A 22,566-nucleotide genomic window follows, 5' to 3' on the forward strand; every position below is an offset into this window, starting at 1 on the left:
CTTACTGCATCAGCAAATGAATGGCGTTTGCTGGAAGGTTATTACACACAATCCGGTACTGCCTTCCAACATTTCATTATCGAAGCAACTGATACGACTATCAGCTACTACGCGGATGATTTTGCAATCGGTGGACAAGTCACCCAAGTGCCCAGCAGTTCCAGTAGTTCAAGCGCTAGCAGCTCGGGTCAAGTGTGTGATTTAAAAGCACCTTTGCAATGGGTTTCTACCGGGCCGTTGATTAGCCCGAAAAATGCCAACTGGAAATCCATTAAAGATCCGTCAGTGGTGAAATATAACGGCACTTATCATGTGTACGCGACCTACTACGATACCGCTTACAAATCCATGTACACCAGCTTCACCGATTGGAATAACGCTCAAGCAGCGCCACATATCTCAATGAACGGCACTACTGTAGGCAATAGTGTTGCGCCACAGGTGTTCTACTTCCGTCCACATAATAAGTGGTATTTGATTACCCAATGGGCCGGTGCTTACTCAACTACCGACGATATCAGTAAACCGAATTGGACTGCGAAAAAGAAATTGCTGCAAGGCGAGCCGTCTGGCGCGTTGGATTTCTGGGTGATTTGTAACAGCACGCATTGCTATTTGTACTTCTCGCGCGATGACGGTGTGCTCTACATGTCTAAAACCACCATTGGCAATTTCCCCAACTTCTCCGGTTATTCGATTGTGATGGAAGATCATCGCGGCAATGGCAACCAATATTTATTTGAAGCACCGAATGTGTACAAACTCGATGGTCAAAATAAATATTTATTAATGGTTGAAGCATGGCCAAGTGGTCCGCGCATGTTCCGCTCATGGACATCAACCAGTTTGGATGGCCCATGGACAGCACTTGCTGATACCGATGCGAATCCGTTTGCCGGTAATCGCAACGTGGAGTGGCCAACGGGTAAATGGGCTAACGGTATTAGTCATGGTGAATTGATTCGTTCAGGTTACGACGAGCGTCTGACTGTTGATCCTTGTAATTTAGAGTTCCTGTATCAAGGTGAAGCAGGTCCTAGCCCAGACGGTAATTACAACACCATTCCTTACAAACTTGGCTTGCTGCGCTTGAAGAAATAATTTTCGCGGCTAACCACTCGTTACTTCCCCGCTTTGGTAGATCCAGGGCGGGGATTTGACCTTCACCAACCGACGAGTTTGTTAGTTGTTTGTGCTCGTCAACGAATAAGAATAACAATAAAAAATTAACTATCGTCAGCTAACCCCAAATTCGGTATCGCGATCATTTTCTCGTTGTCGCGATTGTCTAATACCCTCTGTTAAGGAGAGAAACAATGAACTTATTGAATTACCGTGGCCCGCAGCGGTTGAAAAAAAGTGAACAACCATTACTAAATCTTGCGATGGGTGCTGCGCTCGCTGTGTTAGCACAAACGGCATCAGCAGCATGCACCTATCAAATAGATAATGAATGGTCGGATGGTTTCGTGGCCAGCATTATTATAAAAAATGACACCAACGCAACAGTGAATAATTGGAGCGTGAATTGGCAGTACGCTAATAATCGTGTAACTAACAGCTGGAATGCCAATGTCTCTGGCAGCAATCCCTACACAGCAACCAATATGTCCTGGAATGGCAGCATTGCAGCAGGCCAATCGGTTTCGTTTGGATTCCAGGGCACTAAAAACGGCAATACTGCCGAGCGCCCGCAAATCAATGGAACCCTCTGTTCAGCGGCTCCAGTAAGTTCTGTCGCAAGTAGCTCGCCGGTCAGCTCAGTACGTTCGAGTTCATCAGTAGCCGTTGTGTCTTCATCACGAATCAGTTCATCGGTTGCATTAAGTTCATCGTCACGCGTCGCTTCATCTGTTCCGACAGGTGCTCGTAACGCTATTACAGTGCGTGCACTTGGCACAACAGCGACCGAATCCATCACTCTCAGCGTAGGTGGTACTGAGGTGCAGTCCTGGACGTTGAGCACCGTCATGAACAGTTACACGGTAGAAACGGATCTGGTTGGCGACATCGTCGTGGCGTTTACCAATGATGATGGCGGCAATGCCGATGTTCGTATCGATTACGTCAACGTTAACGGTGTAACCCGTCAAGCAGAAGAGCAGGCAGAAAACACCGGAGCTTGGGGAAATAACCGTTGCGGTGGCGGTGCACCCAGCGAATGGTTGCATTGCGAAGGTTACATCAATTTCGGTAGCGTCACTGGCGAGCCACGTTCAAGCAGTTCTGTCGCGTCGAGCAGATCTTCGGTCTCTAGCAGTTCGTCATCTGGTGCCGGTTCTCTTGGCTGTGGTGCCCCCGCTAAATTAACCAATGGCCGTCGTACCATTAGCGTTAATGGTTTGAACCGCGAATACGTATTGGATATCCCGAGCAACTACAACCAGAACAATCCCTACAAGTTGGTCTTTGGTTGGCACTGGCGTGGTGGTAGTGCGAACGATGTTGTAGGTCAAGGCTATTACGGCATGAAAAGCCTCTCTAATAACAGTGCGATTTTCGTGGCGCCCGATCGTGCCGCCGGCACCGACGGTTGGACGAATGAAAACGGCCGCGACATCGCTTTCTTGCGGTCGATGTTGACCCAATTGAAGTCATCATTGTGTATCGATGAAAGTCGCGTCTTCTCTACCGGTTGGAGTTACGGTGGCATGATGTCATTTGCGGTGGGCCGCGAGTTGCCAACCACCTTCCGTGCTATCGCGCCAGTATCAGGTGCCTTCTTGACGCCTCATGTGGATAGTGGTTCAGCGACGGCGGCCTGGATTGCGCACGGCACTAGCGACACTGTGGTAAGCCATAGCTCTGGTAGTCAAGCCCGTGATGCTTATCTCAGGGCTAACGGTTGCTCTAACACGACTGTGCCGGTGCAGCCATCTCCCTGTGTGGAGTACCAAAACTGCTCAGCGGGTAAACCTGTTGTCTGGTGTTCGTTCAACGGTGGGCATACCCAGCCGTCATTCTATAGCTCTGGAGCATGGAACTTCTTTAATCGGTTCTAATTGCCGTGAGGCAAAGGCAACAGTGATAAAAAAGATGCACCACAGGTTATCCGGTGCGTTGGTGTGCATTCGATGGTGGTCATTGGCCATCACAACACGACGCAGGCCAGCCTGAAAGCTGGATTCCTGTAGAGGCCTGGAATTTTATCAGACAATTCTGATAAAAATCAGCGTTATCTTCCCCTGGACTTGCCCGGCTTGCAGCCGGGCTTTTTTCATTTTTTTAGTGGTTTTGCGCGTGTTTTTATTAAAAGTTAATGGTTTTTGACGTTCAAGTTGATAGATCAAACTTGCGCTTTATTTGTCATATAGTAATAATGACCACATGATCTGTACCGAGGCATCCACTCCAACATCCTGCATCAGATTACATAAACATAAGAACCTGGCAATTAAATAGGAAAATAACAATGCGTCGTTTTACTTTTTATTCGGTCATTACGCTAATTTTTGTTTCATTTTGTTCCACGGCATTCGCAGCAAACCATGAAATTAAACATTTTCGCGATATTGTTTGGGCCAGCCCCAAAAATTTTGATTTGACCCTGGATATCGCTATACCCGCCACAAAAACCAAAGATAAACCTGTATTGGTTATTTTTCATGGCGGTGGATGGTTACTCAACAACAAATCTATCATGACCGATTTGGCTAACAGCATCGCCACACGCACTGACATCATTACAGTAAACGTAAATTACCGTTTACTTTCCAATGTGAATAACACCACTACCGTGAATGAAATTGTTGAAGATGCATTGGGAGCAGTCGTTTGGGTTAAACACAACATTAAACGTTACGGTGGTGATCCAAATAAGGTTGCGGTGACAGGCGATAGTGCCGGCGGGCATTTGGCCGCAATGGTTACTGTTGCCGGGCGTAATCTGGGCAGCGATGGATTTGATAAAAAACCGCTGCGCTTCAAACCAACGTATTTACCTAATGATGTAACCGCCGAGGAAATCGCCAGCAAAGATGGTTTGAAAATCCAGGCAGCTATTTTGAGCTATGCCGGATACAGTCTGGTTGAGGTCGCCCAGGGAGATTTTGAGACAGAGCGTAACCCATTCTGGAAATGGAGCAACGCCACACCACGCGGCATGTTTGGTGACAAAATTAATTTAAAAAATAACCCCGATTACTATGAAGCTGTTTCACCCAATCAATATTTGGTTGATAAAAAAGAATATGCATTGCCACAACAGTTTGTATTGGTCGGAGAACTGGACCAACTTACAACACCGGAACGTGCAACTGCATATGTAGAGCAACTAAAAAAATTGAATCAACCGGTACAATTTAAAATCTATGCAGGCAAGGGTCACGGTTTTTTAGACAGTGGATGTAATGATTATAACAAGGGTTGTTTCAAGGAGCTTTCCGAACCCACGGTGACTGACATGGTTAAATTCCTGAATGATGTTTTCCAACTATAAATCGATTATTCGTTAATGTTATTTCTGCTTACTCGCGCACGGGTGCAGGTTCAATCACGAAATCAATGGAACATCAATCATGGCTCTATTCACCAAAAAATTAAATCGTAGACAGAAAATATCACGATCAATTTTTATATTTTCTGTCCTTGTGTATTTTGTTCCCTGCACGTATGCAGAGACACCAAAGGTAACGCCCAACTATCAAAATAATTCGCTCAATTTCGAAGAGCGTGCCCAGGACCTGGTGTCACGTATGACACTGGATGAAAAAATTCCACAACTGATTAACGACGCGCCTGCTATTCCGCGCCTTGGTGTGCGTGAATTCAATTGGTGGAACGAAGGCCTGCATGGTGTAGCTGCACTCGGTGAAGCAACTGTTTTTCCTCAGGCGATAGGCATGGCCGCTGCATGGGATGAACCATTAATGCAGCAAGTAGCAGATGTTATCAGTACTGAATTCCGCGCAAAGCATTACGCGGAACAACATCGGTTTGGTGGCTCTGACTGGTTTGGCGGATTAACCGTGTGGTCCCCTAATATTAATATTTTTCGCGATCCGCGTTGGGGTCGCGGCCAGGAAACCTACGGGGAAGATCCGCACCTGACCTCGCGCCTTGGCGTTGCTTTTGTGAAAGGCCTGCAAGGAAATGATTCGCGCTATTTGAAAACTGTGGCAACACCCAAACACTTTGCTGTTCACAGCGGGCCTGAGGCCAGCCGCCATCGCGATGATATCCACCCGAGCGCAAAAGATTTGGAAGAAACTTATCTTCCGGCATTTCGCGCAACGATTACCGAAGGAAATGCCCAATCGATAATGTGTGCATATAACGCCGTAAGCGGCGTACCGGCTTGCGCTAACGATGAATTACTGCAAAATAAATTGCGCAAGCAATGGGGCTTCAAAGGTTTTGTGGTATCTGATTGTGGTGCCGTTTTTGACATTTATCACAGCGCAAACCACCACTATAAAAAATCCCCCGAAGAAGGTGTCAAGGCTGCATTTGAAGCGGGAATGGATTTAATTTGTGGCGATGCCAATGAAGCCGATAATATTCGCAGTGCGTTAAAAAAAGGCTTGATTACAGAAGCGCAGATAAATACTTCATTAGTTCGTTTGTTTACCGCAAGAATGCGCCTCGGTCAATTTGATCCACGCACCACTGTATTTCCAAAAATTACCGCGCGCGACAATGACACAAATGCGCATCGCCAGCTTGCGCGTACCATGGCAGAAAAATCGCTAGTGCTATTAAAAAACGAAGCCAGTTTATTACCATTAAAGTCCACAATAAAAACGATAGCAGTTGTTGGCCCAAATGCAGACAGCGTTGAAGCATTAGTGGGTAATTACAATGGCAGCCCGTCACAACCGGTAACGGCATTAAAAGGATTGCGCGCGCGTTTTGGTGAAACCAATATTCGTTACGACAAAGGTACAGGGCTACTTGACCCGATACAGGCACCGGTTCCAACGACAGCATTATGCATAGATGCCAGATGTCGAAAACCCGGTTTGAATGCAGAATATTTTTCCGATAAAAATTTCGACAAAAAACCCGCACATAAACGCGTAGATACTAATGCGAGTGTGCAGTGGAAGAATGAAGTAGCAAGCGGCGCTGTTCGCTGGAGCGGATATTTGAAAGCACCGGAGACTGGCACCTACAGCCTGCGTTACCTGGCTGATGGCGGATATCGCATTTGGGTCAATGATCGATTGATCATTGATGCCTGGAATGTGGATTGGCGACCGGTGATTGCCAGTGGTGCAGTGGATTTGGAAGCAGGAAAAATTTATCGCTTGAAAATTGAAGCTTTCCAGCGCGGCGAACAAGGCAACGAGCAATTAGTGTGGAGCCTGCCCTCCAATGCTAACGTGGAATCAGCTATTAACACCGCAAAAAATTCTGATGCGGTGGTATTTGTGGGTGGATTAACTGCCCAAGTAGAAGGCGAAGAAATGCCAGTGCCGCTGCCAGGATTTAGCGGAGGCGACCGCACCGATTTATCGTTACCGCTTGTTCAACGCGAATTGTTAAACAAACTCTATGCCACAGGAAAACCAGTCATTGTTGTATTAATGAATGGCAGCGCACTGGCAATTAATGAGGATGATGCAAAAGCCGCAGCAATCATTGAAGCCTGGTATCCCGGCGGTCAAGGTGGTGAAGCGATTGCATCAATGTTGGCTGGCGACTATAGCCCTGCGGGCCGATTGCCAGTGACGTTTTATAAATCGCTTGAACAATTACCCGCATTCAGTGATTACTCTATGGCTAATCGCACTTACCGTTATCACACTGGAGAAGTTTTATATCCCTTTGGTTACGGACTTTCCTACAGCAAGTTCAGTTACAGCGATGTAAAAATCTCACCAAAACAATGGAATACCAAGGGCTCTGTAACACTATCAGTAAATATAACCAATACTGGTGCGATGGATGCTGACGAGGTGGTTCAACTCTATGCGGCGCGCAAAGACATCGAAAATTCACCCGTACGAACATTGGTTGGTTTTGAACGAATTCATATCGCGAAAGGTGAAACCAAAAAAATCACATTCACCCTGGATGATCGTAGCTTGAGTACGGTGAACATGGATGGCCAACGCTCCCTGGTTGCCGGCAATGTAACGCTATGGGTAGGTGGAGGCCAACCTGTTCAGCGAGCAGGCCTGCAAGCCGCTTCAGGCAAAGAAGTAAATCTGGTCATCCAACAAAGCAAAGCGCTTTAGATAGTATTCCCGTGTTCATATGTTGGACACGGGAATTACTGCGCTCCATTGATAGCCATAAAAAACTCCATTCTCTGCCATCTTTCCTTATCAATAAATCATAAAAAATTAATCTTTAAAAACCACAAAAATAATTTCAAATTTTTTTTCAAAACGCCGTTGCAAATTGAGCCGTCAATAATTGTGTGACCACCCTCTTCGATCATTCTAGTTAAACAAATAGGCCTTCAAATTCTCTATTTAAAAGCGGCTTTTTTCAAATAAGAATGTAATCGAATTCATACTGGTATTACTAACATACTAGTTCATCAATTTAAGGCAGTTATCATTTTTGTTTGTTGAAACCCATATAAAAATATTGTATGTTTTAATTATAGTAATTTTGACCAAAAGATAGGTTTGCCGGGTTCGAATTGCATGAGTTTACTTCGTTGGATGCAGTTAGCTTTTAATATACTGCATTATTTTTGCAGCTTGACAGTGCAGCATAAAAATTATTATCTGGAAATAAAATGCAAAGTGTATCCATCTACGATTTCATAAAAATCAAAATAGCGTCCATGGAATATGCACCGGGCAGAAATTTCTCCGAGATGGATATAGCCAGAGAACTGGGCACACCCAGATCCAAAGTTCGCGAAGCATTCAGCTTATTAGCACAAGATAAATTAGTCCAAATCATTCCTCAACGGTGTACCACTATTTGCAAACTTGATTTGGGCAATATCCTGGATTCGATTTTTATCGTTAGGTCTATTTTAATTGCGGTAGTGAAAGATGTTAATTTGCAGCACATTGAAAAACAATTAACAATAACCCAGCTGAGAGAGAGCTTAACAGCTTTTGAAAATGGAACTGTATTTTCTGATGCAGATTTCTTTAACGCAGACCACAATTTTTATCTTACACTCTCAGGATTAAATGGGTTTCCGCGATTAAATAAAATTATTTTTAAAGAAAAACTGAACATTGACAGGACACTTAGGCTATCAATCGGGCGGCGTGGGGATTATATCGCGATTGCCAAACTGTATGGTAAAGTCCTGGATGGCATGTTAGCTGGCGCACCGGAAAAATCGATTAAAGCTATTTGCGAAATTTCTGTAACCCTTGAGAAGTACGCCAATATGGCAGTGAAATGTCATCCAAGTTTATTCAAGTAATTCATTTATTAATGCAACAGGGTTATTCCGGCAGAAACAATAACTATAAAATTTTCTTAATTTAATAGTAAGTTAAAAATTTAAATAAAAATTATAAAAGAAAAAATTAAATAATCGACACCTGTTATCTGGTGCCTGTTAAATCAGTTGTTAATACCTCAAGCCAATTAGCGAGCAGCACAGTTACCTGAATGTTATTATCCATTGCTAATTTAAAGATAATATTTTTCAGCGGTAATTTATGAGTGCTTAAAGCGAATCAGTTTTTAGCTGCCCAGGCTTGCGGTATACAGACCAATATCGAAATTGCGGATCGATTTAATTACAACAATGACCCCCTATCTGGAATTCGGTAATACCTCTGTGTCGCTGGCAGGATAGCGACCCGGAGCCACTACTAACCGGTCTTTATTCCTCTACAGGCTGCATTGGTAATAAGGCTAAAAACCTGGAGTCTAATAATGAATCAATTTATTAATAAAAAAGCCATTCTATCTTCACTGATTTGTGCAGCGGCATTGGGTGTCTCTGCTGTAAATGCACAAACACTTACCAGCAATTCCACGGGTACCAATAACGGATTTTATTATTCTTTCTGGAAAGATTCGGGCAATGCCTCGATGACATTACATTCCGGCGGCCGTTATGCATCTCAATGGAATAGCGGCACTAACAACTGGGTAGGAGGTAAAGGCTGGAATCCTGGAAGCAGTTCAAAAGTTGTCAGCTATTCCGGTTATTACGGTGTGAGCAATAGCCAAAACTCTTACCTTGCCCTGTATGGCTGGACCAGAAGTCCGCTGATTGAGTATTACGTCATTGAAAGCTATGGCTCATACAATCCGGCCAGCTGTTCCGGCGGAACTGATTACGGCAGCTTCCAAAGTGATGGTGCGACCTACAACGTCCGCCGCTGTCAGCGCGTTAACCAACCATCAATTGATGGCAACCAAACTTTTTATCAATATTTCAGCGTGAGAAATCCTAAAAAAGGGTTTGGAAATATTTCCGGTACCATCACATTTGCCAACCATGCAAATTTCTGGAGAAGTAAAGGCCTGAATTTAGGTAACCACAACTACATGGTACTGGCGACAGAAGGTTATCAAAGTAACGGTAATTCCGATATTACTGTTAGCGAAGGAGGCAACAATAATGGTGGCAATAATGGCGGCGGCAGCTCAAGCTCATCACCATCAACTGGAGGAAGCAAAACCATTGTGGTGCGCGCGCGCGGAACTGCCGGTGGTGAAAGCATCACGCTCAAGGTAAATAACCAGGCAGTACAAACCTGGACTTTGTCCACCAGCTATAACAACTACACCGCAACGACCAATCTGTCAGGTGGTAGCCTGGTGGAATTCACTAACGACGGTGGTAACCGTGATGTACAAATTGATTACATCAGCGTGAATGGTTCTGTTCGCCAATCTGAACAACAGACCTATAACACCGGCGTTTATCAAAATAATGCGTGTGGCGGCGGCAATGGTGGCAGCGAATGGTTGCATTGTAATGGGGCTATCGGTTACGGCAATCTTTAACACTGCTTGATTAACACCATTGTTGATGTATTTTGAAAAAAGGCGCAGGTAAGGATCACCTGCCCTTTTTAATCAAGAGCATTCAGTTATGAAACTTTCCCTGTTTAATATTCACGATGTTGCCCTGTTTATAACAGTCACATTATGTTTACTCCTTGCCATTTTTCAATTTTTCTCTCCCGATAAAAACAAGATAGCGAAGTATTTCCTGTTGGTTTTTTTAATCGATATTGCCATTGGTGTCGGCGCAGTATTGCTACTTTGGCAACCCACTATAAAAATACACCCATTAATAGATGGCTACGTTATCCCTTACATTTTATTCGGTTCGCTGTTGCTGAAGGGCCCACTGCTCTACGGTTACGTTGCCACTACTATTGCGCCAGAATATCGTTTTGAAGCTTTTGACGTTTTTCATTTAATGCCTATTGTTATTTATTTTCTAGTGCTTGCAATAACCAGTTACAACACGGGCAATATGCATTTATACGGTGATAAATTAACTCGGATTTTATCGTTCTATGAATGGCACTCGGTAAAAATAATTCCCCTGGTTTATGCACTAATGGCTGCACATAAAGTACATCAGTATCGCGAGCGCTTTAAAAATGCGTCTTCAAACCCTTCATCCGGATTGTTATGGCTGGATATTTTAGTATGGGGAGCTTTGATTAATTGGGGCTGGTCATTAGGGACCCATATGCTCGGGTTCTACCTGGGAGCATCTATTGCGGATAAATTTGGTATCCTGGATAACTATATAACGTCGGGACTTATCAGCGCACTATTGGTCTATAGCCTTATAAATACTAATAAACAACTATCTATCAATATAGACGCAAGGAAAACATTTCCGGAACTAAATACCGAGAGCAAAATTGTTGAAAAAATTGTTTATAGCATGGAAGTAGAAAAAATATTCCTTAATCCGCGCTTGAATATTGAGCGCCTGGCGGAGCATATCAACCTTCCCTATCGCGAAGTTTCAGCACTGATTAACAAGCACTTCCATGTAAACTTTAATGAATATATTAATTTCTATCGTATTAACGAAGCCAAAAGGTTATTGTCAGATGCGCAATTTTTTAATTTGCCTATCAATGAAATCTATATGCAGGCGGGCTTTAACAGTAAATCGGCATTTCATCGTTTCTTCAGCCGTTTAGTCGGGGTATCACCAACGGAGTTTCGCAAGTTATCGGCGTCAATGAAAACCAATTGCGCGGCTACAGCGTAATGGTTGCCTGCTTGAGTAGCACAGGCAACCATTAAATTTCAGGTATTATTATTTTTTAATTCACTTTGCATGTCGGTACAACAAAGGAACCGTCGTGGTTACCTTGCAAACCAAAACTGGTCGATTGCCCCGGCGCAATAGTGCCATTCCAATTGACATTACTCGCAGTCACCGTATTACCTGATCCGCCAATAGTTGCATTCCAGCCACCGGTGCGCTGCGGATTTTCACTGAAGGTTAGTGTTAGGTTCCACCCGTTCACAGTGGTAGTTCCGCCATTGTTAATAACGACATCCAATTGGTACCCACTGCCCCAATTATTGACTACCTTCGCCGTACAGGTTAATCCACCCGTGCTAATTGAGCTGGCCACAGAAGATGCGTTGGAGCTAATTGAACTTCTGCTTGATGACGATGGAACAATGGAGCTTTGAATCGAGCTGGATGCGACCGAACTATTGCCGCCAACGATTCCAAATGGCGCTGGTTGTGCCGCACAAGTACTGCGCGAAATACAACTTCTGTTATTTTCATAACCCCAACCACTATTAGTATTCGTACACAACGGATAAAGCGTGCCATACCAATTGCATTGCCCGCCGGTGGTATTCGGATTGCTCGACGCCACTGATGAACTGGCCACACTACTCTTGCTAGTAGCAGTGCTACTAGTAATCGCTGTACTGCTACTGGAACGATTACTCGAAACCACACTGCTGCTTGATCGGCTGCTGGCATTACCGTCCACCGGTACCGTACCGGAAAAACCTTTGGCATTTTCCGTGGTTAACGCAAGGATTAAGGTTCCATTCTGGATCACAACGTTAGCAGGATCAAAGTCCACATAATTTCCATCAAAGGTCCAATCCGCTTTACTCCAGCGATTGGTATCAAAGTTATTAAAATCATCGCGCCAGGAAAATGTGAAGGTTTTTGAGTTGGTATTGTAGGAGTAGTACTCCATGTAATTTACAAACTGGTAAACCGGCAGGATGGACGGATTAAATGCACCCACCCAGGATTCCGATGTCGATGCCCAGATATTGAAACGCATGCTCTGTGGATTTACGAGCCCCGTCACAAAATTGCTGCCGTTAATCCTCCTCACTTGCTGACCATCAATAAACCAGGCTACGTATTCCGGTGTCCACTCCAGGACATACGTATGGTAATCATCCGCGAGAGACTGCGACGCGGTATGCAAGCCTTCTGTTGTTTGGCGCGGTGAGCCTACAATAATGTTACTTTGCATTTGATAAGCATCGTTCTTACCTAACACTTCAATATCAATTTCTTCCCACACTGCGCCCGACACTTCAGAACCATTTTTGTAGGTAAAGAAAGTCGAGAGCAGCCCGCTCCCCTCAGCCATGCGCATACGCATAACATAGCGACCGTACTTGGTCGATTCAGCGCTGTAAATTTCCGCACCCTTATAAGGTTTTGCCGCGGCATAGCCAATGCTGACTATTGAAATACACAGCGTGGTTACCAGGGAATAAATGGATCGTTTATCAAACATGGTGTACTCCTTATGTTTATTGTGGATGGATTTTGGATATGTTTTTCTGACCGCTAAAACACAGGGAATTTACAAAAAAACGGGCCGTGATTTTGTCCCACTTTTGCAAAACAGCGGGAATATGCCGTCACATTTTCGCGGAGATAATGGGAATCAAGAAAAAATGGATTGAAATGAGGGCCAGCCAGAGAACCCGGGCCGCAGTTTCAACATATCTTAAAAATTCTTTACCTGATGGCAATCGGCTTTTGCCTTGTTACACATCGCCTTTCGTAAAATTTGTAATATAATATATCCAGATAATCGCATCCTTGGCACTTTGTGTTTTTTATTGGCTCGCGATCTTCTATTTAAGAAATATAAAAGCAAACACTCCCGTTTTTTGTGTAAAAACCGATCCAACATTCACTACAACACATCGGGCTTTGCGCAAGCGCACCAACAAACGCTATATCACCATTTCCATCCATGATGGCGTTGTAGCTTTGCCTCAAAAAATCAACATCAGGAGATAATTTATGCATTGGCAATCCACGCTTTTTTCAAAACTGATTGCATCGGTATTAATTGTATTAACCAGCACAATAACGTTTGCACAAGATGGAAAAATGTATCCGATTGAAGCGCCGCAAGAGCCCGGAGCCATACCATTGAATACGGGCGGTGTTGATAATCAACCGGAACAAGAATCCTGGTTTCGCCAATGGGGAGACCCGATGGCGAGAAACATTTCAAAGGCAACATTAACGCCCTTCCTGGCTGATCCTGCAAAAGCAACCGGCACCAGTGTCATAGTGGCACCTGGTGGTGGCTTCATGTGGCTCTCTATGGGCAATGAAGGTTGGGAAGTTGCACAAGCTCTCGCCGCGCGCGGCATCAATGCTTTTGTGTTGAAGTATCGGTTACAACCTACTGCGGGAACATTGGAAGCATTTGAAGCACAAATGAACCAACGTTTTGCGGAAGCAGCAAAACAGTCAGACGATAAAACGCCCCCCAAAAGGCCGCGCGGAAACCTTGAAAACCAACTGGAAGATGTAGAAGCAGCATATGCGTTAATCAAAAGCCGCGCGAAAGAATGGAATGTGGATATGAAGCGGATCGGTATGATGGGTTTTTCCGCCGGAGCGGGCTTAACCATGGCGACGACCCTGCAATCGAAGAAAGTAAGCCTGGCTTTTATTGCACCTATCTACGGCGGCATGGATGCGGTTGAGGTACCAAAGAATGCCCCGCCACTATTTGTTGCTATCGCAGTTGATGATTTCCTGTTCCATGGCGAAACCGGTTTAATAAAATCATGGTATGACGCCAAAATTCCCGTGGAATTTCACCTCTATCAAAACGGTGGGCATGGTTTTGGTTTAGGTAATCCTGACCGTACCAGTAACAAATGGTTTGATGCGTTTATGTATTGGCTTGAGGTCAACAAACTTCTTAAACCATAAGTTTATCTCCCTGGTGGAGTTCGTTTTATACAAGCGAACTCCATTATCTCTTTTAATAAAACCAACTTAATTACGCCCCGTATTGCCATTTCCCTTTTCTTACATTCCTTTTAAAAAATAATTACCGGGCAATTATCACTTGAGTTAATTTTATTTCTCATCATCCAAACCAACCAAATAGAATTTAGTTACTCCTTTCGCCAACAGCAAAAAACAAATTATCTTTAAAAATAAAAAATTACACTCCAATGTTTAAATATAAATAATTTTTTCCTGACGATATCAACTTGCCTCAACTGGCAGATAAATAGTAGAACCAGTTCAAAAAAACATAGCTTGCATGACCAATTTTTAGAACCAGTTTGCTAAACAGACGCGTTTGACAAAAATCTCAATATCCATATAAGCAGACAATATCTAAAATTATCCCTGGTCGGGATACACGTCCAACGGCAGTTCATCAGTTGGTCTTTTATATTGGCAACTGGATTTTTATAAAAGCAATTGAAACATCACAACATCAGCAGTCCGACTCCTAACTAAAAAAACATCCGCTTGTAACAAGCATGATGCATCAACGCACATATTCCCTTTTTCCTTATCGGACGGAGGCTCTTCGGAGATCAGTAATGACATTAATTCTGAATTTTAACGCTCTTGTTTTTTATGGAGGTAAGCCACAATGAATTTTATCAACGGTAAAATACTGATGGGCCTTGCGGCTCTTGGCCTCGCTGCCATGTGTTCGGCAACAGCAAATGCACAAACGCTTAGCAGTAATTCCACAGGGACCAATAACGGATTTTTTTATTCATTCTGGAAAGATTCCGGTAGTGCAACCATGACGTTGTACGGCGGCGGACGCTATTCATCGCAATGGAATAACAACACCAATAACTGGGTTGGTGGCAAAGGCTGGAAGCCAGGTAACAGCTCACGGGTGATTAGCTACAGCGGAAATTACGGCGGCAGTAATAACCAAAATACTTATCTCGCACTTTATGGCTGGACGCGAAGCCCGTTGATTGAATACTACGTGATTGAAAGTTACGGTTCCTACAACCCGGCCAGTTGTTCCGGTGGAACTGACTACGGTAGTTTCCAAAGTGACGGTGCGACTTATAACGTTCGTCGTTGCCAACGCGTTAACCAACCGTCCATTGATGGCAATGCAACGTTTTATCAATATTTCAGTGTGCGCAACCCAAAGAAAGGATTTGGAAATATTTCCGGCACTATCACATTTGCCAACCACGCAAATTTTTGGGCGAGCAAGGGATTAAACCTGGGTAACCATGATTACCAGATATTAGCTACTGAAGGCTACCAAAGTAGTGGTAGCTCCGACATCACTGTTAGCGAAGGCAGCATCAACGGCGGAAGCAGTAGCACCGCAATTAATTCATCGAGTACAAGCAGCACTGTTACCAGTAGTGGTTCCGGTAGTATCACCGTTCGTGCGCGCGGTGTTACTGGCTCGGAACATATTTATCTCAAGGTAGGCGGAGTGAATGTTGGTAGCTGGACCTTAACGACCAGTTATCAAAATTATGTTTACAGCGGAACCGCATCAGGCGATATCAACGTTGAATACGACAATGACTCAGGTGATCGCGATGTACAAGTCGATTACCTGCAAGTGAATGGCGAAATTCGCCAGGCCGAAGATATGACGTATAACACTGCACTTTACGCCAACGGTTCTTGCGGAGGCGGTGGTAACAGTGAATTGATGCACTGCAACGGTGTTATTGGATTTGGCTCTACCACAGATTGCTTCAGCGGAAATTGTGGCATCACCAGCAGTGTCGGCGTTAGCAGCAGTATCAACACCACAAGCAGTACGCGCAGCAGCGTTGCAGTAACCAGCAGCAGTACAGTCACTACGAGCAGCAGCGGCAGTCAATGCCAATGTAATTGGTATGGCACTGTCTATCCAAGCTGCGTAACCACCCAAAATGGTTGGGGTTGGGAAAATAATAAAAGTTGTATCAGTAATGCGACATGCAATACCCAGCCAACCAATCAGGGTGGATTGGTTTGCAACACGACCAGCTCACCACAAAGTTCATCAAGCACCGTTAGTTCATCGCGTTCTTCATCGAGTGTGATTAGTTCCTCCAGTGTTACCAGTTCATCAAGTTCAAGTCGCATTTTTAGTTCAAGCAATTCCAGTAGCTCAAGAGCTGCTGAAACATTTGTGTATGCAATCAATGCGGGAAATTCATCCGCTGCAACATTGAATGGTGTTATTTATCAGCCTGATCGTTTTGCTTCCGGTGGCACTACACAAACTGTCGCCGATGGCATTGCCGGTACAACTGAAGATGCGCTTTATCAATCCGAACGTTACGGTACTTACAGCTATGAAATTCCAGTAAGCAATGCGACTTATAATGTAGTGTTGCATTTTGCCGAGCTTTATCACAACGCCGCTGGCGCGCGCTCGTTTAATCTCAGCATCGAAGGACAACCCGTGCTTTCTGATTTTGATTTATACAGTGTTGCTGGCCATGACACCGCTTACGATCAACGAGTGAATAATATTGCAGTAACCGATGGCAAACTGACTATCAACCTCACATCCAAAATTGATAACGGCACACTCAGCGGCTTTGCAATTTATTCGAGCGATGGTGGCACCTTCACTGGCTCAACCGAACCGGAATGCAGCACCGCTGATCGCCAGACGCCCACTGCAATTGATTACAACAGAGCGGTTACCCGGCAAGAACAAAAGAATCCACCATCGGGTGCTTTTGGTTACGCCATTGAACATGCAACACAGACTTTGCCCAATCACACGATTTATCGCCCGGACCTGAGCCGTGCTAATAATATTCCGATTGTGGTATGGGGTAATGGCGCTTGTTCAAATGTGGGCACCGAACAAGCTGATTTCCTGTTGCAAATTGCATCGAATGGTTATTTGGTAATTGCGAACGGAGGACCATTTGGATCTGGCTCCAATGACCAACATGAAACGGAATTGGTCAAAGCCATCGATTGGGCGGTTAAAGAAAACAGTCGCAAGTGTAGCCAATATTACGGCAAATTAAATGTCGAAAAAATTGCAACTATGGGTTGGTCCTGTGGCGGCGGCATGGCGCACTTCGCGGCGGTAGATCCACGTGTGGATACCGCCGTCGCATTAAACAGTGGCCTCGGTATTTATGGAGATAGATTTAATTATTACCCACGCTTCCACTCTCCAATCGCAATTTTTAACGGAGATTCGCGCGATGTTGCTTACAATCCGGGATTACAAGAATACAGCGAAGTGAATAATGTCCCCGTATATCACGCCAACTACCCTCAAGGCCACGGCGATGCTTATTTCCAGGATAACGGTGGCGAATTCGGAATTGTTTCTGTGGGCTGGTTAAACTGGATGTTGAAAGATGATTTGACGGCTTCCGGCAAAGGAATGTTTATTGGAAACAATTGCCGGTTGTGCCGTGGACCTTGGGTAACCAAACATAAAGGGTTTTAGTTTTTAATCTTGCATGATTTAAATCTCCACAGTTTAACTGTGGAGATTTTTTCATTTTAATTCTTAATTGATTTTTATTGACGCGTTATAAAAGTGCTTTTCCCGCAGAAGTAAGAAAAGCGGCAACGCCAACGAAGGGCCAACTGCAAGGCAAGACAATGGCAACCATAGGTGGCGCATAGCATGTCTCCTACCCTCGGCGAATACGAATATAGCGACAACAATGCCAGACACGAGAACGTCTGCCCAAGCAAATGCAGGAATGTGGCTTGATGTGGCCTGTTGAAACAGAAGCGGCACATTGAGACCGTGTGCAGAAAACCAGGGGATGAACTGAGAGAGAGGCAACACCGCGCCAGCAATACAGAGAAGTATGTAGATAATTTGCACGTTACCTCCAGCGGGGCTTAACACCGAGCTAAGCGGCGGTTTTTAAATTGTAGTTTTGTGGAATATTTTTTCGCAGCAAAACCACAAAGCTGCGACTTAAAAACTGCCCAGCGCACACAGTGCCCATGCTGCAGCACCTTGTCAGGCTTTAATTTACCGTAAAGCCTGAAACTTCAAAATGCCAATCTTGATCTGAAGCATCTGTTTTTGGATCTGCAGAATAGCTTGATATGAAACCATATTTTTCATGAATGAGAATTTTAGAGCTAAAAACCCCTTTTAATTCCTGTTCCTGTACAGAGGTAATTAACTCATGAATTGTATGGCCCTCACAGGAGCTTTTTTTCCAAGGATGGCGCTTACCGAAAATAAACTGAGAACGAGCAGTACATTTTCCGTTACGGATAACTATTTTTTCTATTGTATAACCGAAGGGGCCAACTCCATGCATTAGCGTGTACCTGTATGATTTTGGCTCGTTTAAAAGCCAATTTTTCTTCAGGTCAGTTAGCTGGCTCTGCGATAACTCAGAGCAAAATGCAAAACAGCTAAAAAATAGCAAAGTGAAGATGGTAATTTTCATATTTACCTAACACCGTGTATAACGGCAGTTGTAAGTTGTAGTTTTATGGATTACTTTTGCGCAGCCAAACCATAAAGCCGCGATGTAAAAACTGTCCTGTGCGCGAAGTACGCGAGCTACTGCGCGTTGCTAGGTTGCTCTTAGCAATTTTAAAATGCCAGCAACCATAGTGTAATTTGTTGTTTTGCCATGTGCATGTATTTCTTTTATTGTATTTAGCCAATCCTTAAGGAAGCTGACATTGAGCTTCATCTCTTCGCGGTTTACATTCCACAATTTTTGAAACTCTCTTTCTTTGGAAAGAAGCCTAGTGAGGTTTTCGTGGCAATTATGGCAAAGAGTTGGGATGCGCCAAATAAATTGCTTTTTGACCTCGTATGAAAATTTCTGATCTTCAGCAGAAAAAATACTTTTATTCTTACACATCACACATAAATACGAAATATTTTCATAATACATAGCGTTTGAGCTATAATGACTACCCTGCGAACGCTGGCTAGATTTAGACCATCGAGCCCTGTCAATTAATATACTTTCCAAAAAAAGAACCTCTAGTTAGCACAATATTAAAGAGTGCCAAAACCTATACCGCCGCATACACCAGCAGCTTGTAAGTCGTGGTTTTGTGGAATACTTTTGCGCAGCAAACGCAGCTTGTAAGTAGCGCATCGCGATAAACTTTGCGCAGCAATTCTCTAAATGTGCCATTTATAAACTATCGAGTGAAGGAGTGAAGCGCCAGAATTGTGTTGGAAAACCTAGTTATTCATTGTTTGATTTGTTGGTGATAATAAAATGAGTAAATAAATTGGCACTAATTGCCAGGTAAATTGCCGGCAGTACAAAAACCCATATTCCGAATGTTTTAACAATATTTATTTTAAGTTCATACTCAGAATCTGATTGTGTTGATGCCGTCGACATCAAGTTAAGCCCATTATTTAACCAAGCAAATTCAATAGCTCCGATTATTAAAGAGCAAAATGCTATAAACAACCCCCAGTTCCTATTAACTGCATGATTTCTGGTTTCATATAGGCATATACATAATGGCAGAAGACATGCAATTACAACTGAAAAATTTAGTATGTAGTATAAGAATGTATACATTTTTTCTCCGTTTGCATAACTTTGTGTTCAACCGCAGCTTGTAAGTAGCGCATTACGATATACTCTGCGCAGCAATTCTTTAAATGCGCTGTTTACAAACTGTCGAGCGCAAGCGCGAAGCGCTGGAACGGTGTTGGAACATGTTGTTAGGTTTATAGCGGCTCATTCCCAGCATCTATACTTATACCTTGAAAGTGAAAACCAAAACCTAAGCAAGTCATGGAGAAAGCTATATCAGCCCTTTCTTTAGACGCTGCCTTTTCTATTTCAGAATACAAAATTAAGTTTTTATAAGTTAACTCTTTTATTGTATTTTTTGGAGCTCCCTTATCCAGCGTCTCAAGAAGCTTTTGATAAGATTCAAATGAGGCAGCTAATGCCTCCCCGCCAATATTATTGTTTGTTTCCATCATTTTTTTTGCAGCACATTTGTAGCCCGCCATAACCTCCGCATAATTTTCACGGACATCCTTACGCATTTTTTCAATTGAAAAATAATGCATTCCTTGCGCAAACAAAGATGATGAAAAAATTACCAAAGCAATTAAAGTCGAATTTTTAATATTATTCATTCTCTTTTACCTAGCGTTGCGATAACCGGTGGTTTTTAAGTAGCACTTTTACCGTATAATGGAGCGCAGCGTAATGGCAAAAATGCTACTTAAAAACCGTCCATTTGATTGCCTTGTTAGAATTTTTCTAAAAATCCACAATGAAAAAATGTAAAAATTTAATAAGGCTTTTTCCGGTGAAAATTCAAGTATAGGTCTTTCAGGTTTTCTGGCAAAGTATTCCAATATAACTCACTAGCGCTTGATGACACATTCCAAAATAAATTTTCAACAAATGCTACGTCAATTGCGTTCTTTGTATCTTCGTCACCTTTTAGAAAACCATTGCTGACGAATGAAAACAAATCTTGATGATCTTTGGGTGGAATACCTTTGCCCATTTCAATATTTAACGCATTAGCCAGAGATTCAAACCAACTATACGAATATAGATCGGTTTCGAAGTCACCCCACTGACGAATATATTCTCTATCCGCTTTGGCAGATATTGCGGAAAATTTAGCTTTTACTTCTTCGCAAAATTTATCTCGTGACATTACAACTCCTTGCGACACTCTAACCCTGAAATAAACTGATGGTTTGTTAAGCATTTTTTTTGCCGAGATATGCCCAGGATTGGCGAATACCTAACGCATAAAGCAAACCAAGCATAAAGCATATAGTTGAGCTAACCACCCAGAATGTAAGGCTATTTCCTGGGAAAATTGGCATTAAAGGTATAAAAGCTATTCCTCGTATTAAATATGCTGCAGCAATTAAGCACAACGCGAGACGTAGCAATGGAAGCCTTAAAATTATGCCAGCACCAGATAACGCATAAAGCGACCAAATTGTTAGCAGGGTAAAAATTACCAGTGTAACTATTGTTGGATAAATATGACCTGCCTCAGCCATTTGTGCCATTTGCTCTCCGGCTCCAAAAAACCTATACCAGTCTCCACCGAAGATTATGCAACCAAAATGTAGCAATGCAGCTACTCCACTACATATTGCTGCGACGATTAAGAATTTATTTTTGTGCACGATGCTAGTTCCTTGTAGTGCTTAACGCCGAGCTAAGCGGCAGTTTTTAAGTTGTGGATTTGTGGATTACTTTTGCGTAGCAAAACCATAAAGCCGCGACTTACAAACTGTCCAGCGCACGCAGTGCGTGGGTTGCAGCACTTTGTTATACCTTAATTTTTATAGCGAACATGGCAAGAATGATAAATGGACTTATTAAGAACCTTTGCCGTTTTATTTTCAAACTCTATTGTTGCTGATGTGTTAATTAAAAGATCACCTGGACTGGTGATGTGTAGAGTAAAACTTTCCGCGTCTACTGAATATATTTCAGCGCAAGTAACACAAGACTTACCATAAGTGGTATTAGCCCAACTTTTGGATTTTATAAGCGCCGAGTTCAAAACGTGCTGATTAATACTCTGGGAATTTTGGTTTTCACACAGGCCCATAGGTTCCTTATGACTGGCAGTAGAGCAAGACATTAACGTAAAGCATAGTGCTAGCCAGATAACTTTATACTTCTTCATTATTTCCCTGCATAACGCCGCGATAAACGGTGGTTTTTAAGTTGCATTTTTCCGTAAAAAATCGCGAAGCAGAATGGCAAAAATGCAACTTAAAAATCCATCCGTTTGATTGCTTGTTAGGCATTTATTGTTTTAGCTGAACCTCAGTTGTTATTCCTAGCCGAGCAAAAAATAAAACAGTAACTTTTTGCAATATAAATAATGAAAGATATTCGCTCGCAGCTTTGTGCTTAGTTATTTTTTCACTTCAGGCGTGTCTTTGCATATGGCACAATACTGCCCTCTACCTGCTTGGTAGATTCGGGAAATAGTGAAAACTGATGCTGAAATAAATGCCCACATTCCCCCTTGATTTATAGAATAACTTAAGCTATTTCCTTTTAGAATTTGAGCCCCGCAGATGATAATGAATGCGCCACATAAAACAACAAAGAACCGCTTTACCCAAAATTTTGCCCCCACGATAAACTCCTTTATTTCACCTGCCTAACGCCGCGTACAACGGCAGTTCGTAAGTTGTGGCTTTGTGGATTATTTTTGCGCAGCAAAACCACAAAGCTGCGACTTAAAAACTGTCCAACGAAGCGAAGCGTAGTGATGCTTCAGCGACTTGTTAAGTAAACTCTTTAAGATAGTCAGGAAAAAATATTTTATGCCAAATATCAGTAGGAGTTTTTTGAAGATCGGGCCCCCATGTACAACCAAAAGGCTTTCCTGTTTTAGAATTTTGAAAAAGATGATTGGACTTCCCAGGCTTCGTTAGACACTTTCAAGCCTCTGAAAATACGCCT

The 22,566-nt window shown here is 43.3% G+C and carries 17 protein-coding genes; 9 read left to right on the top strand and 8 right to left on the bottom strand.

Annotation, left to right across the window (positions count from 1 at the left end; translation table 11 throughout):
* The 7 genes from A596_RS23130 to A596_RS10495 form a co-directional block, all read left to right on the top strand.
* Positions 1–1,101, top strand: a 1,101-nt coding sequence (locus A596_RS23130; protein ID WP_268745682.1) for a glycoside hydrolase family 62 protein, incomplete at its 5' end; no start/stop codon positions are given.
* 215 nt (positions 1,102–1,316) lie between these two features.
* Positions 1,317–3,002 carry a cellulose binding domain-containing protein gene (locus tag A596_RS22080; protein WP_052417382.1) on the top strand — a complete coding sequence of 562 codons (1,686 nt, stop codon included), beginning with the start codon at positions 1,317–1,319 and terminating at the stop codon, positions 3,000–3,002.
* Between the two features lie 410 nt (positions 3,003–3,412).
* Positions 3,413–4,438 carry an alpha/beta hydrolase gene (locus A596_RS10475; protein WP_039914219.1) on the top strand — a complete coding sequence of 342 codons (1,026 nt, stop codon included), beginning with the start codon at positions 3,413–3,415 and terminating at the stop codon, positions 4,436–4,438.
* 79 nt (positions 4,439–4,517) lie between these two features.
* A complete protein-coding gene (locus A596_RS10480; RefSeq protein ID WP_235425671.1) occupies positions 4,518–7,181 on the top strand; it encodes a glycoside hydrolase family 3 protein in 2,664 nt (887 codons plus the stop codon).
* A 512-nt stretch (positions 7,182–7,693) separates the two neighbouring features.
* Positions 7,694–8,344, top strand: a complete 651-nt coding sequence (locus tag A596_RS10485) for a GntR family transcriptional regulator (RefSeq protein WP_039914220.1) — start codon at positions 7,694–7,696, stop codon at positions 8,342–8,344.
* A 461-nt stretch (positions 8,345–8,805) separates the two neighbouring features.
* Positions 8,806–9,888: a glycoside hydrolase family 11 protein gene (locus A596_RS10490; protein WP_039914223.1), complete on the top strand. Its 1,083-nt coding sequence runs from the start codon at positions 8,806–8,808 to the stop codon at positions 9,886–9,888.
* Positions 9,889–9,976: 88 nt separating this feature from the next.
* Entirely contained in the window at positions 9,977–11,125 is a 1,149-nt protein-coding gene (locus tag A596_RS10495; RefSeq protein ID WP_052417384.1) for a helix-turn-helix domain-containing protein, read from the top strand.
* A gap of 55 nt (positions 11,126–11,180) precedes the next feature.
* Here the strand turns inward: A596_RS10495 and A596_RS10500 are convergent, their stop codons facing one another.
* Positions 11,181–12,647, bottom strand: coding sequence for a family 16 glycosylhydrolase (locus A596_RS10500; protein WP_052417385.1), 1,467 nt, complete (start codon positions 12,645–12,647; stop codon positions 11,181–11,183).
* 518 nt (positions 12,648–13,165) lie between these two features.
* Here A596_RS10500 and A596_RS10505 point away from each other — a divergent pair.
* Both A596_RS10505 and A596_RS22085 read left to right on the top strand, forming a co-directional pair.
* The gene (locus tag A596_RS10505; protein ID WP_039914225.1) at positions 13,166–14,095 is read left to right on the top strand and encodes an alpha/beta hydrolase; all 930 of its coding nucleotides are present in this window, start codon (positions 13,166–13,168) and stop codon (positions 14,093–14,095) included.
* A gap of 682 nt (positions 14,096–14,777) precedes the next feature.
* Positions 14,778–17,588, top strand: coding sequence for a glycoside hydrolase family 11 protein (locus A596_RS22085; RefSeq protein WP_052417386.1), 2,811 nt, complete (start codon positions 14,778–14,780; stop codon positions 17,586–17,588).
* 63 nt (positions 17,589–17,651) lie between these two features.
* Here A596_RS22085 and A596_RS10515 read toward each other — a convergent pair whose 3' ends face one another.
* The 7 genes from A596_RS10515 to A596_RS10550 all read right to left on the bottom strand — a co-directional run bounded on the left by A596_RS10515 (position 17,652) and on the right by A596_RS10550 (position 22,237).
* Positions 17,652–17,978 carry a DUF2834 domain-containing protein gene (locus A596_RS10515; RefSeq protein ID WP_039914226.1) on the bottom strand — a complete coding sequence of 109 codons (327 nt, stop codon included), beginning with the start codon at positions 17,976–17,978 and terminating at the stop codon, positions 17,652–17,654.
* Positions 17,979–18,126: 148 nt separating this feature from the next.
* Complete coding sequence (locus A596_RS10520; protein ID WP_152600139.1) at positions 18,127–18,561, bottom strand: DUF6174 domain-containing protein; 435 nt, start codon at positions 18,559–18,561, stop codon at positions 18,127–18,129.
* Positions 18,562–18,690: 129 nt separating this feature from the next.
* Positions 18,691–19,101 (bottom strand): zinc-ribbon domain containing protein, encoded by a 411-nt coding sequence (locus A596_RS10525; protein ID WP_152600140.1) that lies wholly within the window; start codon positions 19,099–19,101, stop codon positions 18,691–18,693.
* A gap of 722 nt (positions 19,102–19,823) precedes the next feature.
* Positions 19,824–20,243 (bottom strand): hypothetical protein, encoded by a 420-nt coding sequence (locus A596_RS10535; protein ID WP_039914234.1) that lies wholly within the window; start codon positions 20,241–20,243, stop codon positions 19,824–19,826.
* Between the two features lie 158 nt (positions 20,244–20,401).
* Complete coding sequence (locus tag A596_RS10540) at positions 20,402–20,779, bottom strand: DUF7674 family protein (RefSeq protein ID WP_039914236.1); 378 nt, start codon at positions 20,777–20,779, stop codon at positions 20,402–20,404.
* 46 nt (positions 20,780–20,825) lie between these two features.
* The gene (locus tag A596_RS10545; protein ID WP_039914237.1) at positions 20,826–21,266 is read right to left on the bottom strand and encodes a hypothetical protein; all 441 of its coding nucleotides are present in this window, start codon (positions 21,264–21,266) and stop codon (positions 20,826–20,828) included.
* Positions 21,267–22,009: 743 nt separating this feature from the next.
* Positions 22,010–22,237: a hypothetical protein gene (locus A596_RS10550; RefSeq protein ID WP_039914239.1), complete on the bottom strand. Its 228-nt coding sequence runs from the start codon at positions 22,235–22,237 to the stop codon at positions 22,010–22,012.
* Between the last annotated feature and the right edge of the window lie 329 nt (positions 22,238–22,566).

The organism is Cellvibrio mixtus subsp. mixtus J3-8 (genome assembly GCF_000766945.1).
In the GTDB taxonomy this organism is placed as follows: Bacteria; Pseudomonadota; Gammaproteobacteria; order Pseudomonadales; family Cellvibrionaceae; genus Cellvibrio; species Cellvibrio mixtus_A.